Origin of the sequence: Winogradskyella pacifica, assembly GCF_003386275.1 — a bacterium.
GTDB classification, from domain to species: domain Bacteria; phylum Bacteroidota; class Bacteroidia; order Flavobacteriales; family Flavobacteriaceae; genus Winogradskyella; species Winogradskyella pacifica.
This window is the reverse complement of record NZ_QREI01000003.1, coordinates 60,789-85,221: the sequence shown is the minus strand read 5'-3', so window position 1 is coordinate 85,221 and position 24,433 is coordinate 60,789. Positions and strand designations below refer to the sequence as shown.

Sequence of the window (24,433 nt, the reverse complement as noted above, 5' to 3'; positions counted from 1 at the left end):
AGTTGCGAAAGAGTAAACATTCCGAAACGCAATAATTAAATTTCAAGATTAAAAACTGAGACTGAGACTAAAACTGAAAACTATTACACGAAGTTACACAGAGAAGGCACAAAGATTCACAGAGAGATTGTTCTAAAAATTAAGCATATATTTAAATAGGGTAGCTTTTTAAAATTACCATTGAGACTGCAAACTGAATACTAGATACTGAAAACTAGTTATATTGCACCTTAAAAATATCAATCAAGAAATCTGGTGGTACAATTTTATTAGGAAAACTATCCATTAAATCAAGTACTCTATTTATAGACTCATGACTTAATCCCATTCGTAATCCAAAGTTGTGAATTTTAACCAATTGTTTTGGAGCTACTTTATGATCGAGATTCATAAGTAATACTAATCGGTGAAATTGCACAATACGTTCGCTATGCGATTTTAAATGCACGTAAGTTACAGGGTGCTCAAAGAGATATTTAAAATCTTCTTTTGAAATCTCCAACTGCTTAGCAATACTATATAAAAATTTATATTCTATAGCTTTTATATTTTCATCTGTTTGAGCGAAGGCAATCATCTCGGAAAGCAAACTCAGTTTTTCAACACGATTAATCATGATTATATAGGGATTAATTTATAGTGTAAAGTTACAGAGGTAGTTTATTTTATTGTCGTTGATATAATGTATCTTGTCGAAAAATTAAATGTAATTGGTCGATTTTTTTAAACTTTTGTCACACAAAAACAACATTAAAACAATGAAATTGAAGTATTTATATTTGCTAATCTCAGCATTTATAGCGAGCGAAATAACAGCTCAAAACACTGCTTCACAACAAGTTACAAAATTCACCATAGCAGCTCCTCAACTAAATTCCGTAAAAACTATTTGGGTGTATTTACCTACAAATTATAAAAATTCCGAAAATTCTTATCCTGTCATTTATATGCATGATGCACAAAACTTATTTGATGCCGAAACATCCTTTGTTGGAGAATGGGAAGTTGATGAATATATGGATACCTTAACGGATAACGAAAGTATAATTATTGGAATAGAACACGGCAACGCTAAACGCACTGACGAACTCACTCCATATACGCATAAAAAACATGGAGGAGGACAAGGGGATGCCTATTTAAGTTTTATAAAGAACACATTAAAACCGCACATTGATAAGACCTATAGAACTAGATCAGACGCAGAACATACCACTATTTTCGGTTCGTCGTTAGGTGGCTTACTATCGTTTTATGCCGAAATAAAGTATCCTGAAACATTTGGTAAAGCCGGAGTCTTATCCCCTGCCTTTTGGATTAATCCTGAGATTTACGATTTCGTGAAAGCCTCTGAAATTCCAGAAACATCAAAATTCTATTTTCTGGCTGGTACTGATGAGGGAGATACTATGATTCCGAAGTTAGAAGAAATGATTAAATTACTTCAATCTAAAGGTGTCTATGAATCGCAATTTGAAAGTCATCATATTAAAGGTGGTCAACATAATGAAAAACTTTGGGCGACTCATTTTGAGCAAGCTTATCAATGGTTATATTAAGAAACCTCTTAGATTTTACTAGTTTTACAAAAAAAATAAAAATCAACAGATTCCAATATAAAGATCTATAAATAAATTATAAAATGACAAATAACGACATATTTAAAAAGTTAAGAGTTGCTCACAAATTAAGAGACGATGATATCGTAAAAATTTTAGAATTGGTAGATTTTAGAATTTCTAAAAGTGAGTTGAATGCTATGTTTAGAAATGAAGATCACCCGAAATATATGGAATGTGGAGATCAAATACTTCGTAATTTTTTGAATGGTTTAATTATTCATTTACGAGGACCAATGCCTAAAAAAGGAGAGAAAAAGAAAGAGGAAAAGAAAGAAGAAAAGAAGAAAGATTAAATTCTATAATTATAGAGACAAAAAAAGAGCAACAAATTAATGTTGCTCTTTTTATATATGTAATAATACCTGTCAGGTTTAAAAAACCGTATCGGATACTTATTTATTTAATACTTCTTGCACCTTATCAGCTGCTTCTTGGAATTCAGTTGCACTCATTACATCTAAACCAGAATTATCAATTAATTCTTTTGCGATGTCTGCATTTGTTCCTTGTAAACGTACAATGATTGGCACTGTAATGTTACCCATGTTTTTATACGCATCAATGACACCTTGTGCAACACGATCACATCTTACAATTCCACCAAAAATATTGATTAAGATTGCTTTTACAGCAGGATCTTTTAATATTATTTTGAATGCTGCTTCTACTCTAGCTGCATCTGCAGTACCACCAACATCTAAAAAGTTAGCTGGCTCACCACCTGCTTGCTTAATTAAATCCATGGTTGCCATAGCTAAACCAGCACCATTTACCATACAACCAACGTTTCCATCTAAGTCCACATAGTTTAAACCTAAAGCTCCTGCTTCAACTTCAATCTGGTTTTCTTCACGTAAGTCACGTAATTGCGCTAAATCTCTGTGTCTGTATAATGCATTAGCATCTAAAGTTACTTTAGCATCAACAGCCATTATTTTATCATCACTTGTTTTTAAAACAGGATTGATTTCAAATAAAGAGGCATCTGATTTATCGTAGGCAGTATATAAAGCCGTAACAAATTTTGTCATTTCTTTAAAAGCAGTACCTGATAAACCTAAGTTAAAAGCGATACGACGCGCTTGAAAAGGTAAAATCCCTGTAGCAGGATCAATTTCTTCGTTATGTATTAATTCTGGAGTTTCTTCTGCAACCGTTTCAATATCCATTCCACCTTCTGTAGAATATACAATCATGTTTCTTCCTGTAGCACGATTTAATAAAACAGACATATAATATTCGTTTGGCTCATTTTCGCCAGGATAGTAAACATCTTCTGCAACTAAAACTTGATGAACACGTTTTCCTTCTGCTGAAGTTTGAGGTGTAACCAAATCCATTCCTATGATTTGTCCTGCAATTTCTTCAACTTCTTTAAGGTTCTTAGCCAATTTTACGCCTCCACCTTTTCCACGTCCACCTGCATGAACCTGAGCTTTAATAACATGCCAACCTGTAGCAGTTTCAGCTGTTAATTGCTTTGCTGCATCAACAGCTTCTTTAGCACTTTGAGCTACAATACCACGTTGAATACGTACTCCAAAACTGCTTAATAATTCTTTTCCTTGATATTCGTGTAAATTCATTTTTGATCAGAAATTTAATGGTCTGACAAAAGTAAGCATACTAATAGTTTTTACCAATAGTTTTTAAAATTGATTTAACGCTTTACAACACACGCTCTAGAAGTTTAATCAATTAAACGCTTTATAGCAGAAAATGCCTTATCAACCAAATGGTCCTCAACTACAATGGTAAACTCGTTAGTCGTCGAAACCACTTCATATAAGGTAATATTTTCCCATGCTAAACGCTTAAAAATTTGATAATATAAGCCCACTATCTTAGAATTTCCCTTGGGTAAATAAATACTAATGGCAGACAGTTTTTCTTGTAATCCTATTTGATTTTCTTTTTTGAATGCTGTGAGAACACTCTCTTTTTCGGAGGTGGATATAATTATATTACTTTCAAACATGCCTCGCGTAAAGGCATAAAACGTTTGATGATTGTCACTAATTTTCTCTAAAACTTGAGAATGACTATGTATTAAGGTTTTTGAATTCTGAAATGTAAAATCACTTAGATTAGAGCGTACCGTAATATCGCCTAATTCATTAAAAGTTTTCTTTAAACTTTTAGAATTTTCTAGATTTAATGGTTGTTGATAACGACGTAAAGCCATCATAATAGCCCCATCTTTAATAGGCTTCCGCAGCATTTTGGAAATAGGCTCATTCAACTCTTTTGCTAAAGCAGAAAAATTAATAATTTCTCTAGATAAGCCTTCTTCTAAAAAAGGACTGGCCACAATAATATCTTGAACACAGGAGGCAATAGTTTTCACACGTTTAAAATTTTGATAATTTCAAAGAAAAATAATTATAAAATTAAGAACGTGTGGAACCACTTCGTTCTCGCATTTAAAAGCTTCAATATTACTTAAAGAAAATATTCAACTTTTAAATACGCGTTTCAATTTGTTAACTATTTAACATTTTGTGTAAAAATAACCATTTTTTGTCATTTTTATGTTTATTATGTGGATTACATATATTTTCGCCATCTCACATAAAGACAAAGAAAGAATGAAAGATAGTACCTTATTACAAATTGCAAAGGATTTTGGAAGTCCTGTTTATGTTTATGACGCTGAAAAAATAGAATTTCAATACAAGCGATTAACAAAAGCGTTTAGTAAGGTGAAAAATCTGAAGCTTAACTATGCCGTTAAAGCATTGTCTAATATTTCTGTGTTACGATTATTTAATAAGTTGGGTTCAGGAATTGATACGGTTTCCATTCAAGAATTACGATTAGGTTTAAAAGCCGGTTTTAAACCAGAGGATATTATTTTTACTCCAAATGGTGTATCTCTTGAAGAGATTGAAGAAGCTGCAAAATTAGGAGTGCAGATTAATATTGACAACCTTTCAATCTTAGAACAATTTGGAACGAAGCATCCTAAAGTTCCTGTTTGTATTAGAATAAATCCACATGTCATGGCTGGTGGAAACACCAATATTTCTGTTGGACATATTGATAGTAAATTCGGGATTTCAATTCATCAGATTCCTTTATTACTTCGTATTGTAGAAAACACGAATATGAATATCAACGGTATTCATATGCATACCGGAAGTGATATTTTAGATATTGATGTCTTTTTATATGCTAGTGAAATTTTATTTGATACGGCTAAAAACTTCAAAACGCTTCAATTTATAGATTTCGGTTCCGGATTTAAAGTACCTTATAAAAAAGGAGATATTGAAACCAATATTGAAGAATTAGGAGAGAAATTATCACAACGTTTCAACGAATTTTGCAAAGAATACGGCAAAGATTTAACCTTAGCCTTTGAACCTGGCAAATTTCTAGTAAGTGAGGCTGGTGTGTTTTTAGCTAAAGTAAATGTGGTGAAACAAACCACCTCAACTGTTTTTGCTCAAGTTGATTCTGGTTTTAATCATTTAATACGCCCAATGTTATACGGCTCTCAACATGATATTTTAAACATTTCAAACCCAAAAGGACGCGAACGTTTTTATTCTGTGGTTGGTTACATCTGTGAAACCGATACGTTTGCAAATAACAGACGCATTTCTGAAATCAACGAAAACGACATTCTGTGTTTTAAAAATGCAGGTGCCTATTGTTATTCTATGGCCAGCAACTACAACTCGCGCTACAGACCAGCAGAAGTATTACTTTACAAGGGTAAAGCTCATTTAATAAGAAAGCGTGAAACTTTTGATGACATCTTAAATAACCAAGTAGAAATCGTTCTATAAATTAACTTAATTGCGTTAATATTCTTTTGTTTTAGAGCATGTTTCCATTGTGTTTGCAATTACCTTTGAGTAATTGTAAACGCCATCAATATGAATCATATTCCTCCTAAAATAATTCGTCAAATCTTTGTTTTACTATTAATCTTACTCTTTGGTAGTTTGATTTTTCGTGAAATGTTACCGTATTTGACTGGCGTTTTAGGAGCAATTACATTCTATATATTGTTAAGAAAACCAATGAAACGGTTAGTAAATCACTATAATTGGAAACCTACATTGGCAGCAATGGCACTAATGTTAGGGTCTTTTGTACTTATAATGATTCCACTTACGGGCTTTGGTATTATGTTAGGAAATAAAATTTCTGATGTTGCTGGCAATAGTGAAAAGGTTATCGATGCTTTTAAAGATCAGGTGAGCAAAGTAAAATTTGAGACTGGTATTGATATCAACTCTCAAATTGATACGCAAGGCATAACCACATGGCTTTCCGACAGTTTACAAAGTATGGCTGGCAACACATTTAACCTACTTATAGCGATAGGTTTAATGTATTTCATACTATTTTTTATGCTAACCAATCGAAAAGAATTAAGACAATCTTTACGCGATTACCTGCCTTTAAACACAGATAATGTTAATGAAATCGGCAAAGAAGTACAAGCCATGGTAAAGTCTAATGCTATTGGTATTCCTTTAGTTGCTTTTGCTCAAGGTATAATTGCATTGATTGGTTTTCTAATTTTTGGTATCGAAGAACCGTTCTTTTGGTTTGTTATTGTTACCATCGGGTCCATGATTCCGTTTATTGGAACATTTATAGGAATCATACCTGTATTTATATTGTCCTTATCCGCCGGAAATTCATTTCAGGCATGGGGAATTTTAATCTATGGTGTGGTTGTGGTCGGTTTAACCGATAACATTATAAGACTGTATGTCTTAAAGAAATTAGATAATGTCCATCCGTTAATCACATTGATTGGTGTTATTGTCGGTGTCCCGTTATTCGGGTTTATAGGATTAATTTTCGGACCATTATTAATTAGTATTTTCATGGCCTTAGTTAGAATATATAAAGAGGAGTATGGTAAAAATTTGAACGGTGATTCACAGCAAATCCATTAATAACTAATACTATAATTCTATTTTTTTATCCTCGTTTTAACAAGTCACAAACATTTTTATTATCTTTAAAGCACCCTAAGTCTTTTAATCTCAACTATTAAGGACTTATGAATAAAACTATCTCCACCATTTTAATTGTATGCTATATTGCATACCCTTGTTTTTCGCAATCTCATATTTCAACTCCAGAAGACTTAAAATCTGTCTCCATTGACTCGTGTCTATCTTGGATGGAACATAATGCGTATACAGGAAAAGATCTCGATAATTTTCATGCCATTGGTTTACAAACCCTAAAGCGAAGTATTGAAACTAAAGATCCTAAAACCATCGCTAACATACATGAAACGTTAGCAAATTGGTTTGGATATAATGGCACATTTTCACCAGACTCCATTGTAAAACATTCAGAAAAGGCATTAGAATACTACATTCAAAGTAAAGATAAAACCAAAATTGCAGACACATATAGAACCTTGTCCATAGATTATATAAACGCCCAAAAATTGGATAAGGCTCAAGATGTCTTATTTAAAGCGATCGCTATATATGAAGAATTAAAAGACGAAAGCGGATTAGGAAATGCATATAGAACGCTTGGCTCTCTCTATCTAAGAATGGAAGATTTTGATAAATCCATTGTATACACCAACAAAGCGATTCCTATTTTAGAAAATACAAAAAATTATGCTTCCGTTGCCATCGCACAATTTAATTTAATTACGAGTTATGGTGAATTAGGAGAGTTTGATAAAGCTTATAAAGCTGCTGATTATTGCTTAGAAATTGTAAGAACTAAAGCTGCAGATGAAGTATTTATTCCTGTTAGAGCACACTCTTATAGAGGAGATGTTTATGTAAAAGCCAAAGATTATAATAATGCTTTAAAAGATTTTATAAAGGCTTGGGAGCTATGTAAAGCTAATATTGGTGAAGAACGCTGCGCTACATTTCGGACGGAGATTGGACAAGTTTATTTGCTTCAAAATAATTATGAAGAGGCACTAGAACATTTGTCTGTTGGTGTAAAAGCTTACGAGGAAAAAGGTCAAAATGGCATTATTCAACAGTATTTAGACTTATCTGAAACCTATTCTAAATTAGGTGATTTTGAAAATGCTATACGTTATAAGGATAAAGCGAATACGAATGCAACAAAAATCCTTGAAGATAAAATTACGAACCTGGAAACTGAAGCCGTAATTAAATACGAAACTGGTAAAAAAGACGAGGCACTCGCCTCCCAAGCACTATTAATTGAACAAAAAAGTAAAACCCAAAGCTTAATTATTGCGGTTGCTGCATTATTAGGATTGTTACTTTTATCACTACTCTACTTTTTCAATAAGAACAAAAAGGCCACAAAAATCATTCGCGCTAAAAATGCTGAAAATGAATTATTGTTAAAAGAAATTCACCATCGTGTAAAAAACAATCTCGAAATGGTAAAAAGTCTCATTGCGTTGCAGTCTGCCCAGATGGAAGATTCGGCAAGTAAAGACGCCATGATTGCGAGTCAAAACAGAGTGCAATCTATGGGAATTATTCATCAGAAATTATATCAAGGCACAAATTTAGGAAGTATAGAAATGAAAGATTATTTCCTAAACCTCAGCGAAGGTATTTTAGACACCTTTAATGCAGATGACAAAGTAAAAATTGAATGTGCTATGAACAATCTCGACCTAGATGTTGATACCGCTGTTCCGATTGGCTTAATTGTAAATGAACTACTAACCAATGCTTTAAAATATGCATTTCCGAAAGACAAAAAAGGGCTGATTTCTATCAGTTTAGAAAAAACCAATGACCACCACTTACTTCTAAAAGTTGCTGATAATGGTATTGGTAAAGTGAAAGGACTTTTACCAAAAGGCACAGGGTTTGGTACACAGCTAGTTAATTTACTCACTCAGCAACTCAATGGAAAAATGACTGAATTCACTAAAAATGGTACCATAATAGAATTTGACTTTTTAACAGATACAGCAGCCTAATGATCGAAAAGACAAAAATATTAATTGTAGAAGATGAAATGATTATTGCCGCAAACATTTCGCTTCAACTCACAGAATTAGGTTATGATGTTACTGGTATTATGCCAAGAGGAGAAGATGCTTTGCTTCATATTAAAGATACAAAACCAGACATTTTACTTCTAGATATTAATTTAAAAGGAAAATTAGATGGTATTGAAACTGCAGAAGCCATGCAGAAAACACATAATATCCCTGTAATCTATTTAACGGCAAATATTAACGATGACCATTTTAACAGAGCCAAACAAACACATCCTTATGGGTTTATTTCAAAGCCTTTTAAAAAACTAGATCTTCAACGTGCTATAGAATTAACGGTAAACCAAATTTCTTCTAAAACCAACAACGATCAAACACTTCAAAACATGGAGTCCTTAATTTTAAGCGACTGTGTTTTTGTACGCCATCAAAATTCTATGGTAAAAGTGTGTATTACTGATATTCTTTATATTGAAGCTGAGCGTAATTATTGCAGAATCTATTCAAAAAACAAGGAGTATGTCTTAGTAATGACTTTAAAAGATATGGTAGAGAAATTACCATCAAAACATTTTTTGAGAGTCCACCGTTCTTACATTGTAAACCTATCTCAAATCAACGAAATAGCTAACAGTCATATTGTTATTGAACGAAAAGTCATTCCGATTAGTAAATCTTTAAAAGATGAACTCCTAAAACGACTTCAAACTATTTAATTTTTCTTTCTTTTATTTTTCTTCGATAAGAGAATAATGCTTTTCGGATAACAAAATCCCGAGTTCGTCCTACATCACTTTCTTTTTCAATTGATTTACAGTTACTTGAGAAGAGAATTCAATTTATGGGTTCTCTTATCATTAACCATTTAAATACTATTAATCATGAAAACAATTAAAAGAATTTTATTCGCAGCATGTTTTGCATTCTTGCTTCCTGCCGCAACACAAGCCCAAGAAGACGAAAGTAATATCATGCAATTAACGGAGTACACTATTAAGTTTGGTCATAATTCAACTTTTGTTGAAGGTGTAAAAAAATGGAATAAATGCTATAAAGAAAATAATGGTACAAACAAATGGAATGTTTGGCATCGCTTACAAGGGAAAGGTAATATTTACGTCTTAGAATCGCATTTGGCAAATTGGGCAGAAATGGCTGAAACTGATGCCGCAGGAAAAGCTTGTACTGCTACAGCGTTAGAATTCATTATACCCAATATTGAAAGTTTTGAATACAACACCACAAGATCTATACCTGAGTTTAGCAAAAAAACAGCTTTTGAGGACCTGGGAATGGTTTGGGTAACCAACTTTAAAGTCAGCGATTATAAAGCTTTTAATGAAGCTGTAAAAGAAATGAGTTCTGCCATAAGTAAAAAAGAAGGTGATAATCGTGGTTACTGGTACCGTGTTATGGGTGGTGAAAATGCCGACTTTTTTATTTCTGAACCTTTCAAAGATTTTGCGGATCTCGATAAAGACCAAGAAAGTATCTGGAAATTATATGAAGACGCAAATGGCAAATCTAAAGCTGAAGCTTTACGTCAAAAATTTAAAGATGCTGTTGACGACCAATGGAGTTACGCTTTTACTTTAGAAACTGAATTAAGCATGAATTAAAAAAATCTAGATAATAGATCTCAGCACTTAAAAACCAAAATAAGATGAAAAAACTACTATTAATAGGTTTCGCTATTTCAATGTTTGTAGCATGCCAACAAAAAGAGTCGCGTTATACACAACAATCACCCGAAATTGATATTGTAAAGGCGCAGATAGCTAACTATAACGCAATGAATTACAACGTAAACGCCCTAGTAGATACGTGTAAAGTGTTTTTTAACACTAAAGACAACCCCATATTAAAAGAGAACCTCAAGGCTTATCATCAAGGTAATGATGCCCATTATTCACAACGCGGATTCGCAAAGAAAGATCAAGACTATGAAATGGTTCTAACCGACGATGGACATACTTGGGTTAACGTCTGGTTAGATTGGCAAGGCACACTAAAAGGCAATGGAAAAGTTATTGACATGCCAGTTCATTTAACCTATCGCTTTGTTGATGGAAAAATTGTAAGAATCGTTGGTATGTGGGATCCAACAGAGATTGTATTAGGGCTTCAAGACATCGAAGCGCAAAATAATCTACCAGAGATAGAAGAACAATAAAATTACAGACAGGCACTATTTGGAGATAGAATCAGTAATAACGATACCAACTTTAAAAGGTTTTAGTGTTTTGAAGTTTTACGATCAGTAAATAATCTTGTTGTTACTGATGTGCCTGTTTATTGTTAAAAAACAATTATTACCCTAGCACTCTTTATATAGATAAAAGACACTTACGTGTTTAACAAAAGGGATTGACCTTACCCTGATATTGAATGCCTCAAATATTTAAAACATTTTAAATCATCCTTTATAATGACTAAATATAATCTAAACTTAAAATTTAGCAGAAGTTTAAAGGAAAGTGCTTTATCTAGGTATTTTTCATTTTCAGCCTTATATACCGCTCAGGGAATACCAGAAGGCATTACTTTCTTTGCAATACCTGCATGGTTGGCAATGAATGGCAAATCTCCCTTAGAAATTGCGTCATTTATTGGTGTTATTGCCATACCCTGGAGTTTTAAAATCTTAATTGCACCACTAATGGATCGATTTACGTTTCTCGATATGGGAAGAAAGCGACCTTGGGTAATTTTTGGGCAATTAGGATTAATACTAAGTTTTCTGAGTATTGGCTTTGTTTCTGATCCGCTAAATAATGCTTCTGGACTAATGATTACAGGTTTTTTGATTAGTTTTTTCGGTGCGTTTCAAGATGTGGCAACTGACGGTATGGCTGTTGATGTAATTCCTGCCAATGAACAAGCTAGAGCAAATGGACTCATGTGGGGAAGTAAAACCATTGGAACTTCACTAGCGTTGGTCATTGGGACTGCTTTAATAAATAGTATTGGGTTTAAGCTAGCCATTGCTTCATTATCTATTGTTGTCGCATTAATTATGTTTGTACCAATTTATTTTACTGAACGACCTGGCGAAAAAATAATGCCGTGGACCAAAGGACAAGCTGTTGAAGAATCGATAAAAACACAATTAAGAAGTTGGTCGCAAATTTTAAAAAGTTTATACCGCGTTGTAAAATTACCATCTAGTATCATTTTTTGTATCGCTTCGTTTATAATTGGTACTATGTATGGTTTAATAGATACACTTCTTCCTATTTTCACCATACAAGAATTGGGATGGACAAATACGTCCTTTTCTGAGGTATTTGCAATTACTTCAATTATAGCAGGAGTTTTAGGAATGTTTGTAGGAGGCTACTTAGTAGATTACTTCGGAAAGCTAAAAATGCTAATGTACTATTTAACGTTTATTACCATCCTAATAGTTGTATTTGCATTTTCAACTAATCTATGGAGCAATACTACCGTGATGTACGGATTTATATTAATCTACAGCACCTTGTATACCTTTTTATGTATTGCTGTTTTTGCTTCAGGAATGCATCTGTGTTGGAAAACCGTAGCTGCGACACAATTCACACTATATATGGCGATTTCTAATATGGGACGAGCAGCAGGAGCGACATTATTAGGTGTATTAAAAACGCATTTTAGTTGGGAATATGTGTTTCTCTTTATAGCAGTACTTCCTTTAATAATGGGTATTATGATGCCATTTATCAATTTTAACAAACACAGAACAAAAGTAGGTAGCTTTAAAATTTTAAACAAAACATTAGTTACACGTCAAGTCACATTAGACTAGAATAACAACTATAATAAACAGGCACTAAATGGAGATAGAATCAGTAATAGCTATAAAACACACTTCAGGAAAGTTTTAGTGTTTTGAGGTTATTGCAATTAGCTAATGATAAAACTATTACTGATTTGTCTGTTTTACAACAATTAATTAAAATGAAAACCGTAAGACAAAAAACAGAACGCATACACGCACTAGATTCTCTGCGAGCCATAATGATGCTTTTAGGGCTTGTACTACATTCGGTAATAACCTATATTGGTGGAGAACCTTATGCAGCTTGGCCTATAAGAGACCCTAATAACTTCAATCCTAACTTAGAGTGGATTTCATCTCTAATTCATGTGTTCAGAATGCCAATTTTTATGGTAGTTGCAGGTTTTTTTGCTGCACTTTTATTCTATGAACGAGGTTCTCGTCGAATGTTTAAAAATAGAATGAATCGCATCACCTTACCTTTTTTGGTTTTTGTAATCATTTTATTTGTTCCCGTAGTTGGTGGCATGAACTATACCTTAGAGGTATTTGCTTCTAATCCTGATGCCATAGAAAACACACTAGAGAAATTTTCAACAGCACAAAGCTTTATTCCAACTAGAACCATGCATTTATGGTTTTTATATTATCTCATTATGTTTTCTGTGGTTTCCTTTTTACTTGGATTACTGTTTAAAAAATTACCTAAGATTTCAAAGTCTATTCATAACACGTTCCATTATATATTGAAGAGTCCCACCCTAAGACTTTTTGTCTTTACATTTCTAACCGTGTTAATCCTCGTTTTTATGGATAAATATTGGGTAAATACTTCAACAAGTTTTATCCTGGAATTCAATACGTTTATTTTCTATTTATTTTTCTACATGTTTGGTTGGTTATTATATAAGTCAAAATCATTCTTGAAAACTTTTATGAAACACGATTGGCTTTTTACCATATTAGGAACCGCGCTTTTTACATGGTATTTTATTTTAGACACCGTAAAATTGGATTTATTAATCATTATGAGTATACGATCTTTAGCCTGTTGGTTACTCATCTTTGGTATCACAGGACTTTTTATTAGATACGCAAGTCATCATTCTGCGAGAATGCGATATATCTCTGATGCATCCTATTGGGTATATTTGCTGCACCTTCCTTTGACGATTATAATTCCTGCTCTAATTGCCGATTGGGATATATCTGGAGTCTTAAAATTTTTATTTGTAATGCTAACAACTAGTTGCATTTGTTTTGTGACGTATCATTTTTTTGTTAGAAATACATTTATTGGCAAATTCCTAAATGGAAGAAAATACAGTAGAAAAACAAGTGACCTAAAACAGGTAGAAATTCCTGAACTAAAAATAATTCGAGATAAATAAGTAATGCCGACCTTTAGGAGCCATACAGTGCAAATATTTATATATTTATAATTCCTCAGGTCTTCGATTTTTAAAAAATTAAGACTCATGTCATCAATCAAATCAAACAGAATAGAATCCATCGACGTTCTAAGAGGATTAGTCATGGTTATTATGGCTTTAGATCATGTAAGGGATTATTTTCATATTAACGCATTCACAGGTAATTATCCTGAAAATTTAGAATCTACAAACATCATTTTATTTGGAACACGTTTTATTACGCATTACTGCGCGCCGGTATTCGTGTTTCTTGCTGGTACATCGGCTTTTTTATATGGTCAAAACAAACCCAAAAAACAACTTTCAAAATTTTTAATTACACGGGGGATATGGCTCATTTTCGTGGAAATTTTTATAAATAATTTTCTTTGGTGGTTTGATGTGAACTTTGGTTTTATTAATCTTCAGGTCATTTGGGCAATTGGTTTATGTATGATTGTGCTGGGTATTATTATTTATCTCCCAAAACGACTCATACTTGCTCTCGGACTTCTAATTGTATTTGGACATAACGCTTTAGATGGTATTATTAAAGAAGGAGATAGTATCTCATCCATATTATGGTATATGCTTCATCAAGGTCAGTTTCTCAGTTTTGCAGAAGGACATTATGTGTCATTTTCTTATCCTATCTTACCATGGATTGGTGTTATAGTTTTAGGCTATTGCTTTGGAGAATTTTATGCAAAAGACACATCAAAAGCATTTAGAAAAAAATGGCTGTTATATATTGGCACATCCGCAATTATATCCTTTTTTATGCTTAGAGGATTTAATTTTTACGCTGATTTAGTGCCGTGGACTCTACAAGAAACAAGTGAAAAGACGGTAATTTCATTCTTCAATGTTACAAAATACCCACCATCATTGGCATATCTTTTAATCACTTTAGGACCTGCTTTACTTTTTTTATATTTCATTGAAACGATAAAAAACACAGCAACCAATTTTTTACTCGTTTTTGGAAGGGTGCCTTTCTTTTATTATATGTTGCACATTTTCGTTATACATTTAGGAGCAATTCTAGGCTTGTTACTTACAGGAAAAGACTGGAAACTCATGATACTAGATAATGAAACGATGACTTCAGGAATTTTACAAGGTTATGGCTATTCTTTAGTTACGGTGTACCTTATTTGGATAGTTATTGTTTTGGCTCTATATCCAATTTGCAAAACATATATGCAATACAAAACCAACAATAAAGACAAATGGTGGCTTAGTTATTTGTAACTTTATAATATCAATCTTATTAATTTAATCAATCATATCACATGAAATTCAAATTCAAAACACATCTCACAACCCCATATGTCGTTATTTTATTTCTACTTTCAAGTTTCGTTACATTTGCTCAAGACACCAGATTACTTCGTCAACCCGATATAAGTGCGACTCATATCACTTATACTTACGGAAGCGATATATGGATTTCTGCATTAAATTCTAACGAAGCTAAACGGATTACCTCAACGGCAGCTAGCGAATCTAACCCATACTTTTCACCAGATGGTAATTGGATTGCATTCAGCTCTAACAGAGCTGGCACAAACAACGTGTATGTGGTTTCTAAAAACGGTGGAGAACCAAAACGCTTAACTTGGCATCCTAGCGGCTCTACGGTTAGAGGTTGGACAAACGACGGTAAACATATCTTATTTGCAAGTAACAGAGAAACCGCACCACGACCATACAATCGACTTTATACGATTTCAGTTGAAGGCGGAGCACCGCAACTCTTAACAAAACAATGGAGTAACGATGGGTCGTATTCACCAGATGGAACGCAATTGATTTTAGACAAAATGGATCGTTGGGATGAAGAATGGCGCGCCTATAGAGGAGGCCAAAATACGCCACTTATTATATTGGATTTAAAAACACAGAATGAAGTTTTACTCCCAAATGAAAAAACCACCGATATCCAACCGATGTGGTTAGGTGAAAACATTTATTTTCTATCTGATCGCGATTTAGTCGCTAATATTTGGTCTTACAATCCGAAGACAAAATCAATGCAACAAATTACAACCTTTAAAGGTTCTGACATTAAATGGCTAAGCGGTAATGATGACACTTTGGTGTATGAACGCGATGGTTATTTACATACCATGAATATTTCAACAGGTAAACATACCCAACTATCAATTATTGTGATTGGTGATTTTCCTTGGTCAGAAACCAAATGGGAAGATGTTTCTAATTCCACCCGTTCAGCCTCTTTATCTCCAAACGGAAAACGTGCCATTATGCAATCTCGTGGCGATATCTTTACAATTCCTGTAGAATTTGGTGATTCTAGAAATATTACTGAAAGTTCTGGCACCGCAGACAGACGACCTATTTGGTCACCAAAAGGTGATAAAATCGCTTGGTTTTCTGATGCCGATAGAAAAAATTATGCGTTAATGATTTCTGATCAGGATGGTTTATCAAAACCAGAAACGATTTCTATTGGAGAATCTAAATTGGCTTGGAACCCGACATGGTCGCCAGATGGAAAGTATATTGCTTTTGTTGATGATGATGTGCGCTTACGATTTGTAAATTTAGAAACGAAAAAAATTAAAACAATTGACATTGGAGGCACTAATTTAGAACGTAACAGTATTGAATTAAAGTGGTCACCAGATAGTAATTGGATTGCCTATCAAAAATCGGCTTCTAATAACTTTAGGCAAATTTATATTTACTCTATTGAGAAGGATACCACAAAACCAATTACAGATGCTTTTGCAGATTCTTTTTCACCGGCTTGGGATTTAAATAAAAAACAACTCTACTTTTTAGCAAGTACCGATGTTGCCCTTGGATCGGGTTGGGCGAATACCAGTTCTATGACAGCAAATCCTGCCTATGCTGCTTATGTTATTAATTTGGATGCTAATGATGATTCTCCTTTTAAACCGAAAAGTGATGAAGAAGACATTAAAAATGAGGGTGAAGAGAGACCTGATGACAAGAAAGAGGATAAAGATTCCAAAGAGAAAAAGGAAGATGACCATAAAGCAATGCATATCGATTTTGAAAATATTGGTCGCCGTACACTAGCATTACCAATACCTACAAGAAATTATGGATATATCATTGCTGGTCCAAAAGGATCCATGTTTATTTCAGAATATGTCGCAAATGATAGAGGCGCACTACTTCATAAATTTGATCTTGAAAAACAAGAAAACAAAGAATTTACATCTGGTGTGCGTTCGGTTTCGGTTACCACAAATGGTGAACATATGTTAGCTCAGATTAATGGAGATTGGCAAGTGGTTAGTACCAAAGGAGGAGATGCCAAAGGAGGCAAACGCCTTAAAGTTAATTTACAAATGAATTTAGATCGTTCTGCAGAATGGGAACAAATGTTTGAAGAAGCCTGGAGATACGAACGCGATTATTTTTACGATCCAAATATGCATGGTCGTGATTGGAATGTTGTTTACAAACGTTACGCTCCATTGGTTCCGTTTATAAAGCATCGTGCCGATTTATATTATATTTTAGATCAGGTAAATGGTGAATTATCTGTTGGTCATAGTTTTGTTAGAGGAGGCGATTATCCAGATATTGAAAGATCTACAACAGGCCTATTAGGTGCTGATATGAGTACCGACAAAAACCACTGGAAAATCGATCGTATTTTCACTACTGAAAGTTGGAATCCAGGTTTAACTGGTCCTCTAGACGCTCCTGGATTAAACATAAAAGAGGGCCAGTATATTGTAGGTATTAATGGAAAGGAAATTAAAGCCGATACTAATTTTTATGAATATTTAGATGGTACTTCAGGAAAACAAACCATTCTTCATATTAATGATAAACCTGAATTTAAAGGCAACTGGAAGGAAATTGTTGAACCTATTTCTAATGAAAACTCGTTAAGGCAACGCACATGGGTTGAGGACAATCGCAGATTAGTAGACAAATTATCAAACGGTCGTTTAGGATATATTTGGGTTCCGAATACCGGAGGTCCTGGTTTTGTGTCTTTCAATAGATATTACTTTGCACAACAAGATAAAGAAGGAGCTGTTATTGACGAACGTTTTAATGGTGGTGGTTTATTAGATGATTATATGGTAGATTTAATGACACGTAGCTTAAGAGCTGGCTTAACTAATGAAGTACCAAATGGTAAACCGCTAACACTTCCGGCAGGTATATTAGGCCCAAAAGTGTTATTAATTAATGAACTTGCGGGTTCTGGTGGAGATTTCTTCCCATGGGTATTTAGACAGCAAAATGTTGGTAAATTAATTGGTATGACAACTTGGGGAGGTTTAGTAAAATCCTCAACGCATTATGCTTTAATTGATGGAGGCTCATTAACGTCACCAGACAATGCTGTGTTTGATCCTATAAATAACAAATGGATTGCAGAGAATGAAGGAGTGTCGCCTGATATTGAAGTTAGACAAGATGCAAAAGCATTATCTATCGGAAAAGATCCACAGCTTGAAAGAGGAGTTGCAGAATTAATGAAACAATTAAGTATTAAAAAAGAGGTTAAAATTCCTCCGTTTCCTCAACCAGCAAAGGGAAATTAACACATAACAGGTTTAGATATAGTAATGGTATTTGCCGTAATCCTTTATTCAAGATTAGGAGTGCGGCTCGTATTTTAATATATTCAAATGAAGAAGGAAGATAAAGATGAAACGTGATAAGACAAAGCAACAGACAATTTAAGACCCGATCTTTCCTGTAAAATGATTCACTTTAGGATTCATAGGATTACCTGTTGTGCGTCTATTAATTGCTATTTGCCCACAATGCCAAATTGAATCCGCTATTGGACCATTAATTTGATTCCAAAACGGGATTTCACGGTCACCAAAAATAATTTTGTATTGTGAAATATCTTTACTCGTTCTTAAAATATCTGCAGCAGTTTTTAAGTTGTGTAAGGTTTTAGATCTCAATTCTGTATAAGACAGATTCTCTTTAACCTTGCTGTTTGATTGCTTTAAAGTTGAATTTACAATAGTATTAGACAAACTATAAATATGAATTATAGTTTCTTCGGTTGATTTACCTTCTTGATTAGCCCTAAACGCTAAATCTTTAGACGTTAAACTATCTGTAGCCCAGTAAAACCGAAATCCTAAGGCATCAACCATACGCGCTGCCATAGTGCCTGCTGTAAACTCTTCTGGTGCTTTAGGTAATTCATAATACGGAAGGTCATCGTTATTTTGAGCGTCACTAAACATTGGGGCTATAATATTACAAATTAATAGAATTCTTATAATCAGAATATTCATCCTATTCATTTTCGAGTTGATGCTTATAAGAATCTATATTCGCTTTCTGACTATCTGGTAATTCTGGCTCCTGAATATCGGTATATTCCTTAAGTGTATCGTAAAGAATCTTTGCTACGATATATCTCGCTGTTGGTTTGTCGTCTGCAGGAAGATTATACCATGGCGCATGAGGTTTAGACGTTTTATTAATCGCATCTTCATAACACGTTTGGTAAGCATCCCAATGCTCACGCTCGTCTAGATCGTCTGGCGAGAATTTCCAATTTTTATTAGGCTTATTTAAACGTCTTAATAATCTATTCTTTTGCTCTTCTTTTGAAAGATTCAGAAAGAATTTAAAAATGATGGTACCGTTGTCTGCGATATGCTTTTCAAAGTTATTTATTTGATTGAATCGTTTTTCCCAAAAGGTATCATCAACATCTTTTAGCGATGTTACATTCGGAATATTCTCGTACATTAGATATTCAGGATGTACTCTTGTAACCAATACATTTTCGTAATGTGTTCTATTAAAAATGCCAAACTTACCTCTTGCAGGTAAAGCTCTGACATGTCTCCAAAGATAATCGTGTTTTAATTCTAAATCTGTAGGTTTTTTAAAACTATGAGCAACAATTCCCCTAACATTAAACTCTTTAAAAACTTCGCGAATCAAACTATCTTTACCAGCTGTATCCATACCTTGAATACAAAAAAGCACAGCATATTTTCCATGCGCATACATTCGGTTTTGGATGTCTGCTAAATCGCGACTGACTTTTCTTAATTCCTTTTCTATTTTCTTTTCACTTGCATCTAAATCGAACTTTGTAGGCAAATCTTTAATATTGATTTGAGATGAAATTTCGAAATCGTCTATCTTGATATCTTTCATAATAACTAGGTTTTATTTTGAAGCAAAAGCTTTGACATCACTTTCACTTACTTCACTTCCACCTAAAATAATAAGGCGTTCTACTACGTTACGTAATTCACGTATATTACCCGTCCAATCATAATTCTGAAGTAACTTAATGGCTTTATCTGAAAATGATTTCTGAGCAGTTCCGTGTTCATTAGAAATCTTTTCTGAGAAATAATTGATTAATAATGGAATATCTACTCGCCTATCATTTAAAGAAGGTACTTCTATTAAAATCACCGCTAATCTGTGGTATAAATCTTCTCTGAAGTTGCCCTCTTCAATTTCTTTTTTAAGATTTTTATTGGTCGCTGCCACTACTCTAACATTCACTTTAATGTCTTTATCACTTCCAACTCGTTGAATGCGACTTTCTTGTAAGGCACGCAATACTTTGGCTTGAGCGGATAAACTCATATCACCTATTTCATCTAGGAATATGGTACCTCCATTAGCCGCTTCAAACTTCCCTGCTCTATCTTTTGCTGCAGATGTAAAAGCCCCTTTTACGTGCCCAAACAACTCACTTTCAATTAATTCCGAAGGAATTGCTGCACAATTAACTTCTATCATTGGGCCTTTAGAGCGCTCACTTTTTTGATGTAACCAATGTGCAACAAGCTCTTTTCCTGTTCCATTTGGTCCTGTAATTAATACACGAGCATCTGTTGGCGCCACTTTATCAATCATGTCTTTAATACGTTCTACACCTTCACTCTCACCAATCATCTCGTAGTTTTTGCTTACTTTTTTCTTAAGCATTTTATTCTCTACCACAAGTTCTTTTCTATCTAAAGCAATACGAACCGTATTTAATAATCGATTTAAATCTGGCGGTTTAGAAATGTAGTCAAAAGCACCTAAACGCATGGTATTTACAGCTGTATCTAGGTCACCGTGACCAGAAATCATTACCATTGGTGTTTCTGGTTTAATCTTTTTAACAGCCTCTAATACTTCAACCCCATCCATTTTTGGCATTTTAATATCACAAAGCACTAAATCGTAATCGTCCTTTTTTATTTTTTCAATTCCAACTAAACCATCTTCTGCTTCTTCAACTTGGTAGGTACTATTTTCCTCAGAAAGTATTTTTACCAATACACGTCGTATAGCAGCCTCATCTTCAATTATTAATATTTTTGGCATAATTTTATTTTTTTCGAATATGGTTTTAACACTTGAAACTCATGCTATGATTCAAACTACATTGTATTTTGAATCGTGTAAAATCATAAACCTATTTTATTTTTGAATAATATGTATGTCGCGTTGCGGAAACGGAATAGACACGTTATTTTCTCTAAACAACCGATCTATTTCAAATCTAATTTCACTTTTAGGAAACTGTGCTTTAAAACTATCTGCTAATGTAAATGACACCTTAAAATCTAAAGAACTGTCACCGAAATTTGTAAAAACGACTCCTGGTTCTGGTTCGGAAAGCACACTCTTATTTGTACTTGCAGCCTGTAATAACAGTTTCTTTACTAATTGCACATCACTTCCATAAGCGACACCAACCTCAACGCTTTCACGAGTTGTAGTTCCGTTTTGCGTCCAGTTATACAAACTGTTTTCTAAATACAAGTGATTAGGAATTATTAAAACTTTATTATCAATAGTAACAGCCCTTGTGGTTCGTAATTTAATTTCATCTACTCTGCCGACTTTACCATCTATTTCAATAATATCACCAACATGTACGGATTGATCAATTAGTATAAAAACTCCAGAAATAATATCTTGAAACAAGGTTTGTAATGCTAAACCAATCCCAATTAAAAGTGCTGCTGAAGCTGCAAAAACTGCTGTTACATTTACACCTACGCTGTTCAACGTTATTAAGAGTATAATAATATATACAAGCCATCTGAAATACCCATAAACAACACCAAATTTACCCTTGTTCTCTTCAGGCACCTTTCGGGTCATGATTTTTAAAACTATTCTTAAGGCAATAGTAGTAACAAAAATGACTGTAATGATAATTAGAATATCAAAAATTGAAATACTAATATCTGTACCAAGATTTACGTGTAACCCGAGGAAATCCACTATAGTCTGCCAAGCACCACTCTCTGTTATTTTATCTTCTATTTCACTTAAATCTTGCTCCATTATCTAATACTTCAACCATTTAAAAAGTTCCTTATACGTTGGTTTTTTACCATACATTAAAATACCAACACGATATATTTTAGCTGCAAACCATACTGCAAAGATAAACGTCCCTATAAGAAGTAACAGAGATAAACCTTGTTGCCATAATGGAACACCAAACGGAATTCGCATTAACATAACCACAGGAGACGTAAATGGAATAAACGAAAATACCGTTGAAATCGTACCGTGCGGATCTTCAATAACCGTAAATACACCGACATAAACCGCTAAAATTAATGGCATTAGAATTGGCAACATAAATTGTTGCGTATCCGTTTCATTATCTACAGCCGCACCAATAGCTGCGTAAAGCGAACTGTAAAGCAAATAGCCGCCAATAAAAAAGAATAAAAACGCTATAATAAGATTCGTTAACGGTAAGTTGCTTATTGCTGTAATTAAGTTTTCAGCCATCGCTTGCGTACCATCTGCTTGCATAGCTTGGTTCATCATTTCTTGCTGTGGTGTTTGTACTTGTGTTAAATCGATACCAAAAATGGCAGAAACAACAACCAACAAGACACCGCCCAAAATAACCCAAATTACAAATTGTGTAATACCGGCTAATGATGTCCCTATAATTTTCCCCATCATTAATTGAATAGGCTTTACAGAGGATATAATAACTTCGATAATTCTGCTTGTTTTTTCTTCTATAACACTACGCATAATCATGTTACCATAAATAACAATAAACATAAATAGTAAATAACCGGCAGCCCCACCAAATGCAAGTTTTACAACATTATCTATTTTAGAACTCTTTTCTCCATCAAAACTTTCTTGTCCAATTTCAATATCTGTTTGAGAGGCTTCAATTTGTGCTAAAGAAACTCCATCTAATTCAAGTTTCTTTTCTTTTAGTCGTTTTTCAATCTGTCGTTCTAAACCAGAGATGACACTTAAAGAAGGTGATTCTTCAGAATAAAATTTCACATTACCTGAAACATCATCAAGAGAACTGGCTTTACCAATATATAATAAACCATAATCTTCTTTTTCTTTAACCAAAGCAATGGCATCGTCTAGACTTAATCCGTTTAAGTTAGTGTATGTGGTGAACTCTGTATTTTGAAATACTTCTTCTAAGTAACCTGTATCATCTAAAATAGAAATGGTACGTTCCTTATCGTTATTTAATTGCGATAAATAGGCCACTACTGCAAAAAGCGCAATCATTATTAACGGACTTAAAAACGTCATTACAATAAATGATTTGTTTTTCACTTTTGTAAAGTACTCACGTTTTATAATTAATGGTAAATGATTCATTATTGGTTGTTTTTTACAGTTTGAATAAAAATATCGCTAGCAGAAGGTATCACTTCTACAAAGTGATGCACCTGAGCTTTTGAGGTTAAAAATGACAGTAAATCATTAGGAGATGTTTGTTCATTTATTTTAATATTCAACTTAATATCATCATTTAAGTTTCTGAAAGTTGCTGGAAGCACTTCAAATTTATCTTGAATTTCAGAAATCACTTTTGCTCTATCTAAGGATTCTAATCCCACCTCAAAAGTGTTTGTTTTATATTGACGTTTTATATCGTTTAATTTTCCGTCTAAGACTTTATTCGACTTATGAATTAAGGCGATATGGTCGCATAATTCCTCAACAGATTCCATGCGGTGAGTTGAAAAAATTACGGTCGCTCCTTCGTCTCTTAACTGTAAGATTTCATCTTTAATTAGATTAGCATTAATAGGATCGAAACCAGAAAAAGGTTCATCAAAAATCAATAATTTTGGTTGGTGAAGCACAGTTACAATGAATTGTATTTTTTGAGCTTGACCTTTACTTAATTCTTGGATCTTTTTATTCCACCAATCTCCTATCTCTAATTTATCGAACCAATATTTTAATCTTGCTTTTGCTTCAGTTTTCGTTAATCCTTTTAACTGCGCTAGATACAAACATTGTTCACCTACTTTCATAGATTTATACAACCCACGTTCTTCTGGCAAATAACCAATATCTCTAACGTGCTCTGGCTTTAGCGGCTGACCATCTAATAGCACAGCACCTTCATCTGGCATGGTAATTTGGTTAATTATACGGATCAATGTGGTTTTACCTGCGCCGTTTGGGCCAAGTAAACCGAAGATGCTACCTTTTGGTACAGCAATAGATACTTGATTTAGTGCTTTAAAATCTCCGAAACTTTTTGAGACGGAATTAGCAACTAATAAGTCATTCATATGAAACTAAATTTTTAGGATATGGTTATTACGTAAATATATTAAATGTTATAGATTCTAAAATAAGAATATGTTACTATTTCGGTAATTATAGTATATTTCTTTAATTAGTTTGAAAAGTAAGCTTCAGACTGCAACAAATT

The 24,433-nt window shown here is 33.5% G+C and carries 21 protein-coding genes; 12 read left to right on the top strand and 9 right to left on the bottom strand.

Annotated features, from left to right (window positions below; translation table 11 throughout):
• Positions 1 to 214: 214 nt before the first annotated feature.
• Positions 215 to 616 (bottom strand): TerB family tellurite resistance protein, encoded by a 402-nt coding sequence (locus DFQ09_RS07580; RefSeq protein ID WP_115809061.1) that lies wholly within the window; start codon positions 614 to 616, stop codon positions 215 to 217.
• A gap of 142 nt (positions 617 to 758) precedes the next feature.
• On the opposite strand from DFQ09_RS07580, the gene DFQ09_RS07575 reads away from it, so the two are divergent.
• Complete coding sequence (locus DFQ09_RS07575; RefSeq protein ID WP_115809060.1) at positions 759 to 1,559, top strand: alpha/beta hydrolase; 801 nt, start codon at positions 759 to 761, stop codon at positions 1,557 to 1,559.
• 83 nt (positions 1,560 to 1,642) lie between these two features.
• Positions 1,643 to 1,915, top strand: coding sequence for a DUF1456 family protein (locus tag DFQ09_RS07570; protein ID WP_115809059.1), 273 nt, complete (start codon positions 1,643 to 1,645; stop codon positions 1,913 to 1,915).
• A 99-nt stretch (positions 1,916 to 2,014) separates the two neighbouring features.
• On the opposite strand, the gene sucC is transcribed toward DFQ09_RS07570, so the two are convergent.
• Both sucC and DFQ09_RS07560 read right to left on the bottom strand, forming a co-directional pair.
• On the bottom strand, positions 2,015 to 3,208 hold the full coding sequence (sucC, locus tag DFQ09_RS07565; RefSeq protein WP_115809058.1) for an ADP-forming succinate--CoA ligase subunit beta: 1,194 nt from the start codon (positions 3,206 to 3,208) through the stop codon (positions 2,015 to 2,017).
• Positions 3,209 to 3,312: 104 nt separating this feature from the next.
• Entirely contained in the window at positions 3,313 to 3,969 is a 657-nt protein-coding gene (locus DFQ09_RS07560; RefSeq protein WP_115809057.1) for a hypothetical protein, read from the bottom strand.
• A gap of 241 nt (positions 3,970 to 4,210) precedes the next feature.
• On the opposite strand from DFQ09_RS07560, the gene lysA reads away from it, so the two are divergent.
• From lysA to DFQ09_RS07510, 10 genes are all read left to right on the top strand, one after another.
• Positions 4,211 to 5,416, top strand: a complete 1,206-nt coding sequence (gene lysA, locus DFQ09_RS07555) for a diaminopimelate decarboxylase (protein WP_115809718.1) — start codon at positions 4,211 to 4,213, stop codon at positions 5,414 to 5,416.
• A 90-nt stretch (positions 5,417 to 5,506) separates the two neighbouring features.
• Entirely contained in the window at positions 5,507 to 6,544 is a 1,038-nt protein-coding gene (locus DFQ09_RS07550) for an AI-2E family transporter (RefSeq protein WP_115809056.1), read from the top strand.
• Between the two features lie 107 nt (positions 6,545 to 6,651).
• Positions 6,652 to 8,541, top strand: coding sequence for a tetratricopeptide repeat protein (locus DFQ09_RS18885; protein ID WP_181897156.1), 1,890 nt, complete (start codon positions 6,652 to 6,654; stop codon positions 8,539 to 8,541).
• Entirely contained in the window at positions 8,541 to 9,278 is a 738-nt protein-coding gene (locus DFQ09_RS07540) for a LytR/AlgR family response regulator transcription factor (RefSeq protein ID WP_115809055.1), read from the top strand. The genes DFQ09_RS18885 and DFQ09_RS07540 overlap by 1 nt, the downstream gene beginning before the upstream one ends.
• Before the next feature lie 165 nt (positions 9,279 to 9,443).
• Positions 9,444 to 10,181, top strand: coding sequence for a hypothetical protein (locus tag DFQ09_RS07535; RefSeq protein WP_115809054.1), 738 nt, complete (start codon positions 9,444 to 9,446; stop codon positions 10,179 to 10,181).
• Between the two features lie 44 nt (positions 10,182 to 10,225).
• The gene (locus DFQ09_RS07530; protein ID WP_115809053.1) at positions 10,226 to 10,735 is read left to right on the top strand and encodes a nuclear transport factor 2 family protein; all 510 of its coding nucleotides are present in this window, start codon (positions 10,226 to 10,228) and stop codon (positions 10,733 to 10,735) included.
• A gap of 255 nt (positions 10,736 to 10,990) precedes the next feature.
• Entirely contained in the window at positions 10,991 to 12,349 is a 1,359-nt protein-coding gene (locus DFQ09_RS07525) for an MFS transporter (RefSeq protein WP_115809052.1), read from the top strand.
• A 152-nt stretch (positions 12,350 to 12,501) separates the two neighbouring features.
• Entirely contained in the window at positions 12,502 to 13,713 is a 1,212-nt protein-coding gene (locus tag DFQ09_RS07520) for an acyltransferase family protein (protein ID WP_115809713.1), read from the top strand.
• 87 nt (positions 13,714 to 13,800) lie between these two features.
• Positions 13,801 to 14,988: a DUF1624 domain-containing protein gene (locus tag DFQ09_RS07515; protein WP_115809051.1), complete on the top strand. Its 1,188-nt coding sequence runs from the start codon at positions 13,801 to 13,803 to the stop codon at positions 14,986 to 14,988.
• A gap of 41 nt (positions 14,989 to 15,029) precedes the next feature.
• Positions 15,030 to 18,299, top strand: a complete 3,270-nt coding sequence (locus DFQ09_RS07510; RefSeq protein ID WP_115809050.1) for a S41 family peptidase — start codon at positions 15,030 to 15,032, stop codon at positions 18,297 to 18,299.
• Between the two features lie 138 nt (positions 18,300 to 18,437).
• Here the strand turns inward: DFQ09_RS07510 and DFQ09_RS07505 are convergent, their stop codons facing one another.
• The 6 genes from DFQ09_RS07505 to DFQ09_RS07480 form a co-directional block, all read right to left on the bottom strand.
• Positions 18,438 to 19,016 (bottom strand): hypothetical protein, encoded by a 579-nt coding sequence (locus DFQ09_RS07505; RefSeq protein WP_218845009.1) that lies wholly within the window; start codon positions 19,014 to 19,016, stop codon positions 18,438 to 18,440.
• Between the two features lies 1 nt (position 19,017).
• Entirely contained in the window at positions 19,018 to 19,896 is an 879-nt protein-coding gene (locus tag DFQ09_RS07500) for a PPK2 family polyphosphate kinase (protein ID WP_115809048.1), read from the bottom strand.
• A gap of 12 nt (positions 19,897 to 19,908) precedes the next feature.
• Positions 19,909 to 21,072 (bottom strand): sigma-54-dependent transcriptional regulator, encoded by a 1,164-nt coding sequence (locus DFQ09_RS07495; protein WP_115809047.1) that lies wholly within the window; start codon positions 21,070 to 21,072, stop codon positions 19,909 to 19,911.
• 96 nt (positions 21,073 to 21,168) lie between these two features.
• Positions 21,169 to 22,044, bottom strand: a complete 876-nt coding sequence (locus DFQ09_RS07490; RefSeq protein ID WP_115809046.1) for a mechanosensitive ion channel family protein — start codon at positions 22,042 to 22,044, stop codon at positions 21,169 to 21,171.
• A 3-nt stretch (positions 22,045 to 22,047) separates the two neighbouring features.
• Entirely contained in the window at positions 22,048 to 23,361 is a 1,314-nt protein-coding gene (locus DFQ09_RS07485) for an ABC transporter permease (protein ID WP_115809045.1), read from the bottom strand.
• Entirely contained in the window at positions 23,361 to 24,290 is a 930-nt protein-coding gene (locus tag DFQ09_RS07480; RefSeq protein WP_115809044.1) for an ABC transporter ATP-binding protein, read from the bottom strand. Before DFQ09_RS07480 ends, DFQ09_RS07485 begins: the two co-directional genes overlap by 1 nt.
• Positions 24,291 to 24,433 lie beyond the last annotated feature (143 nt).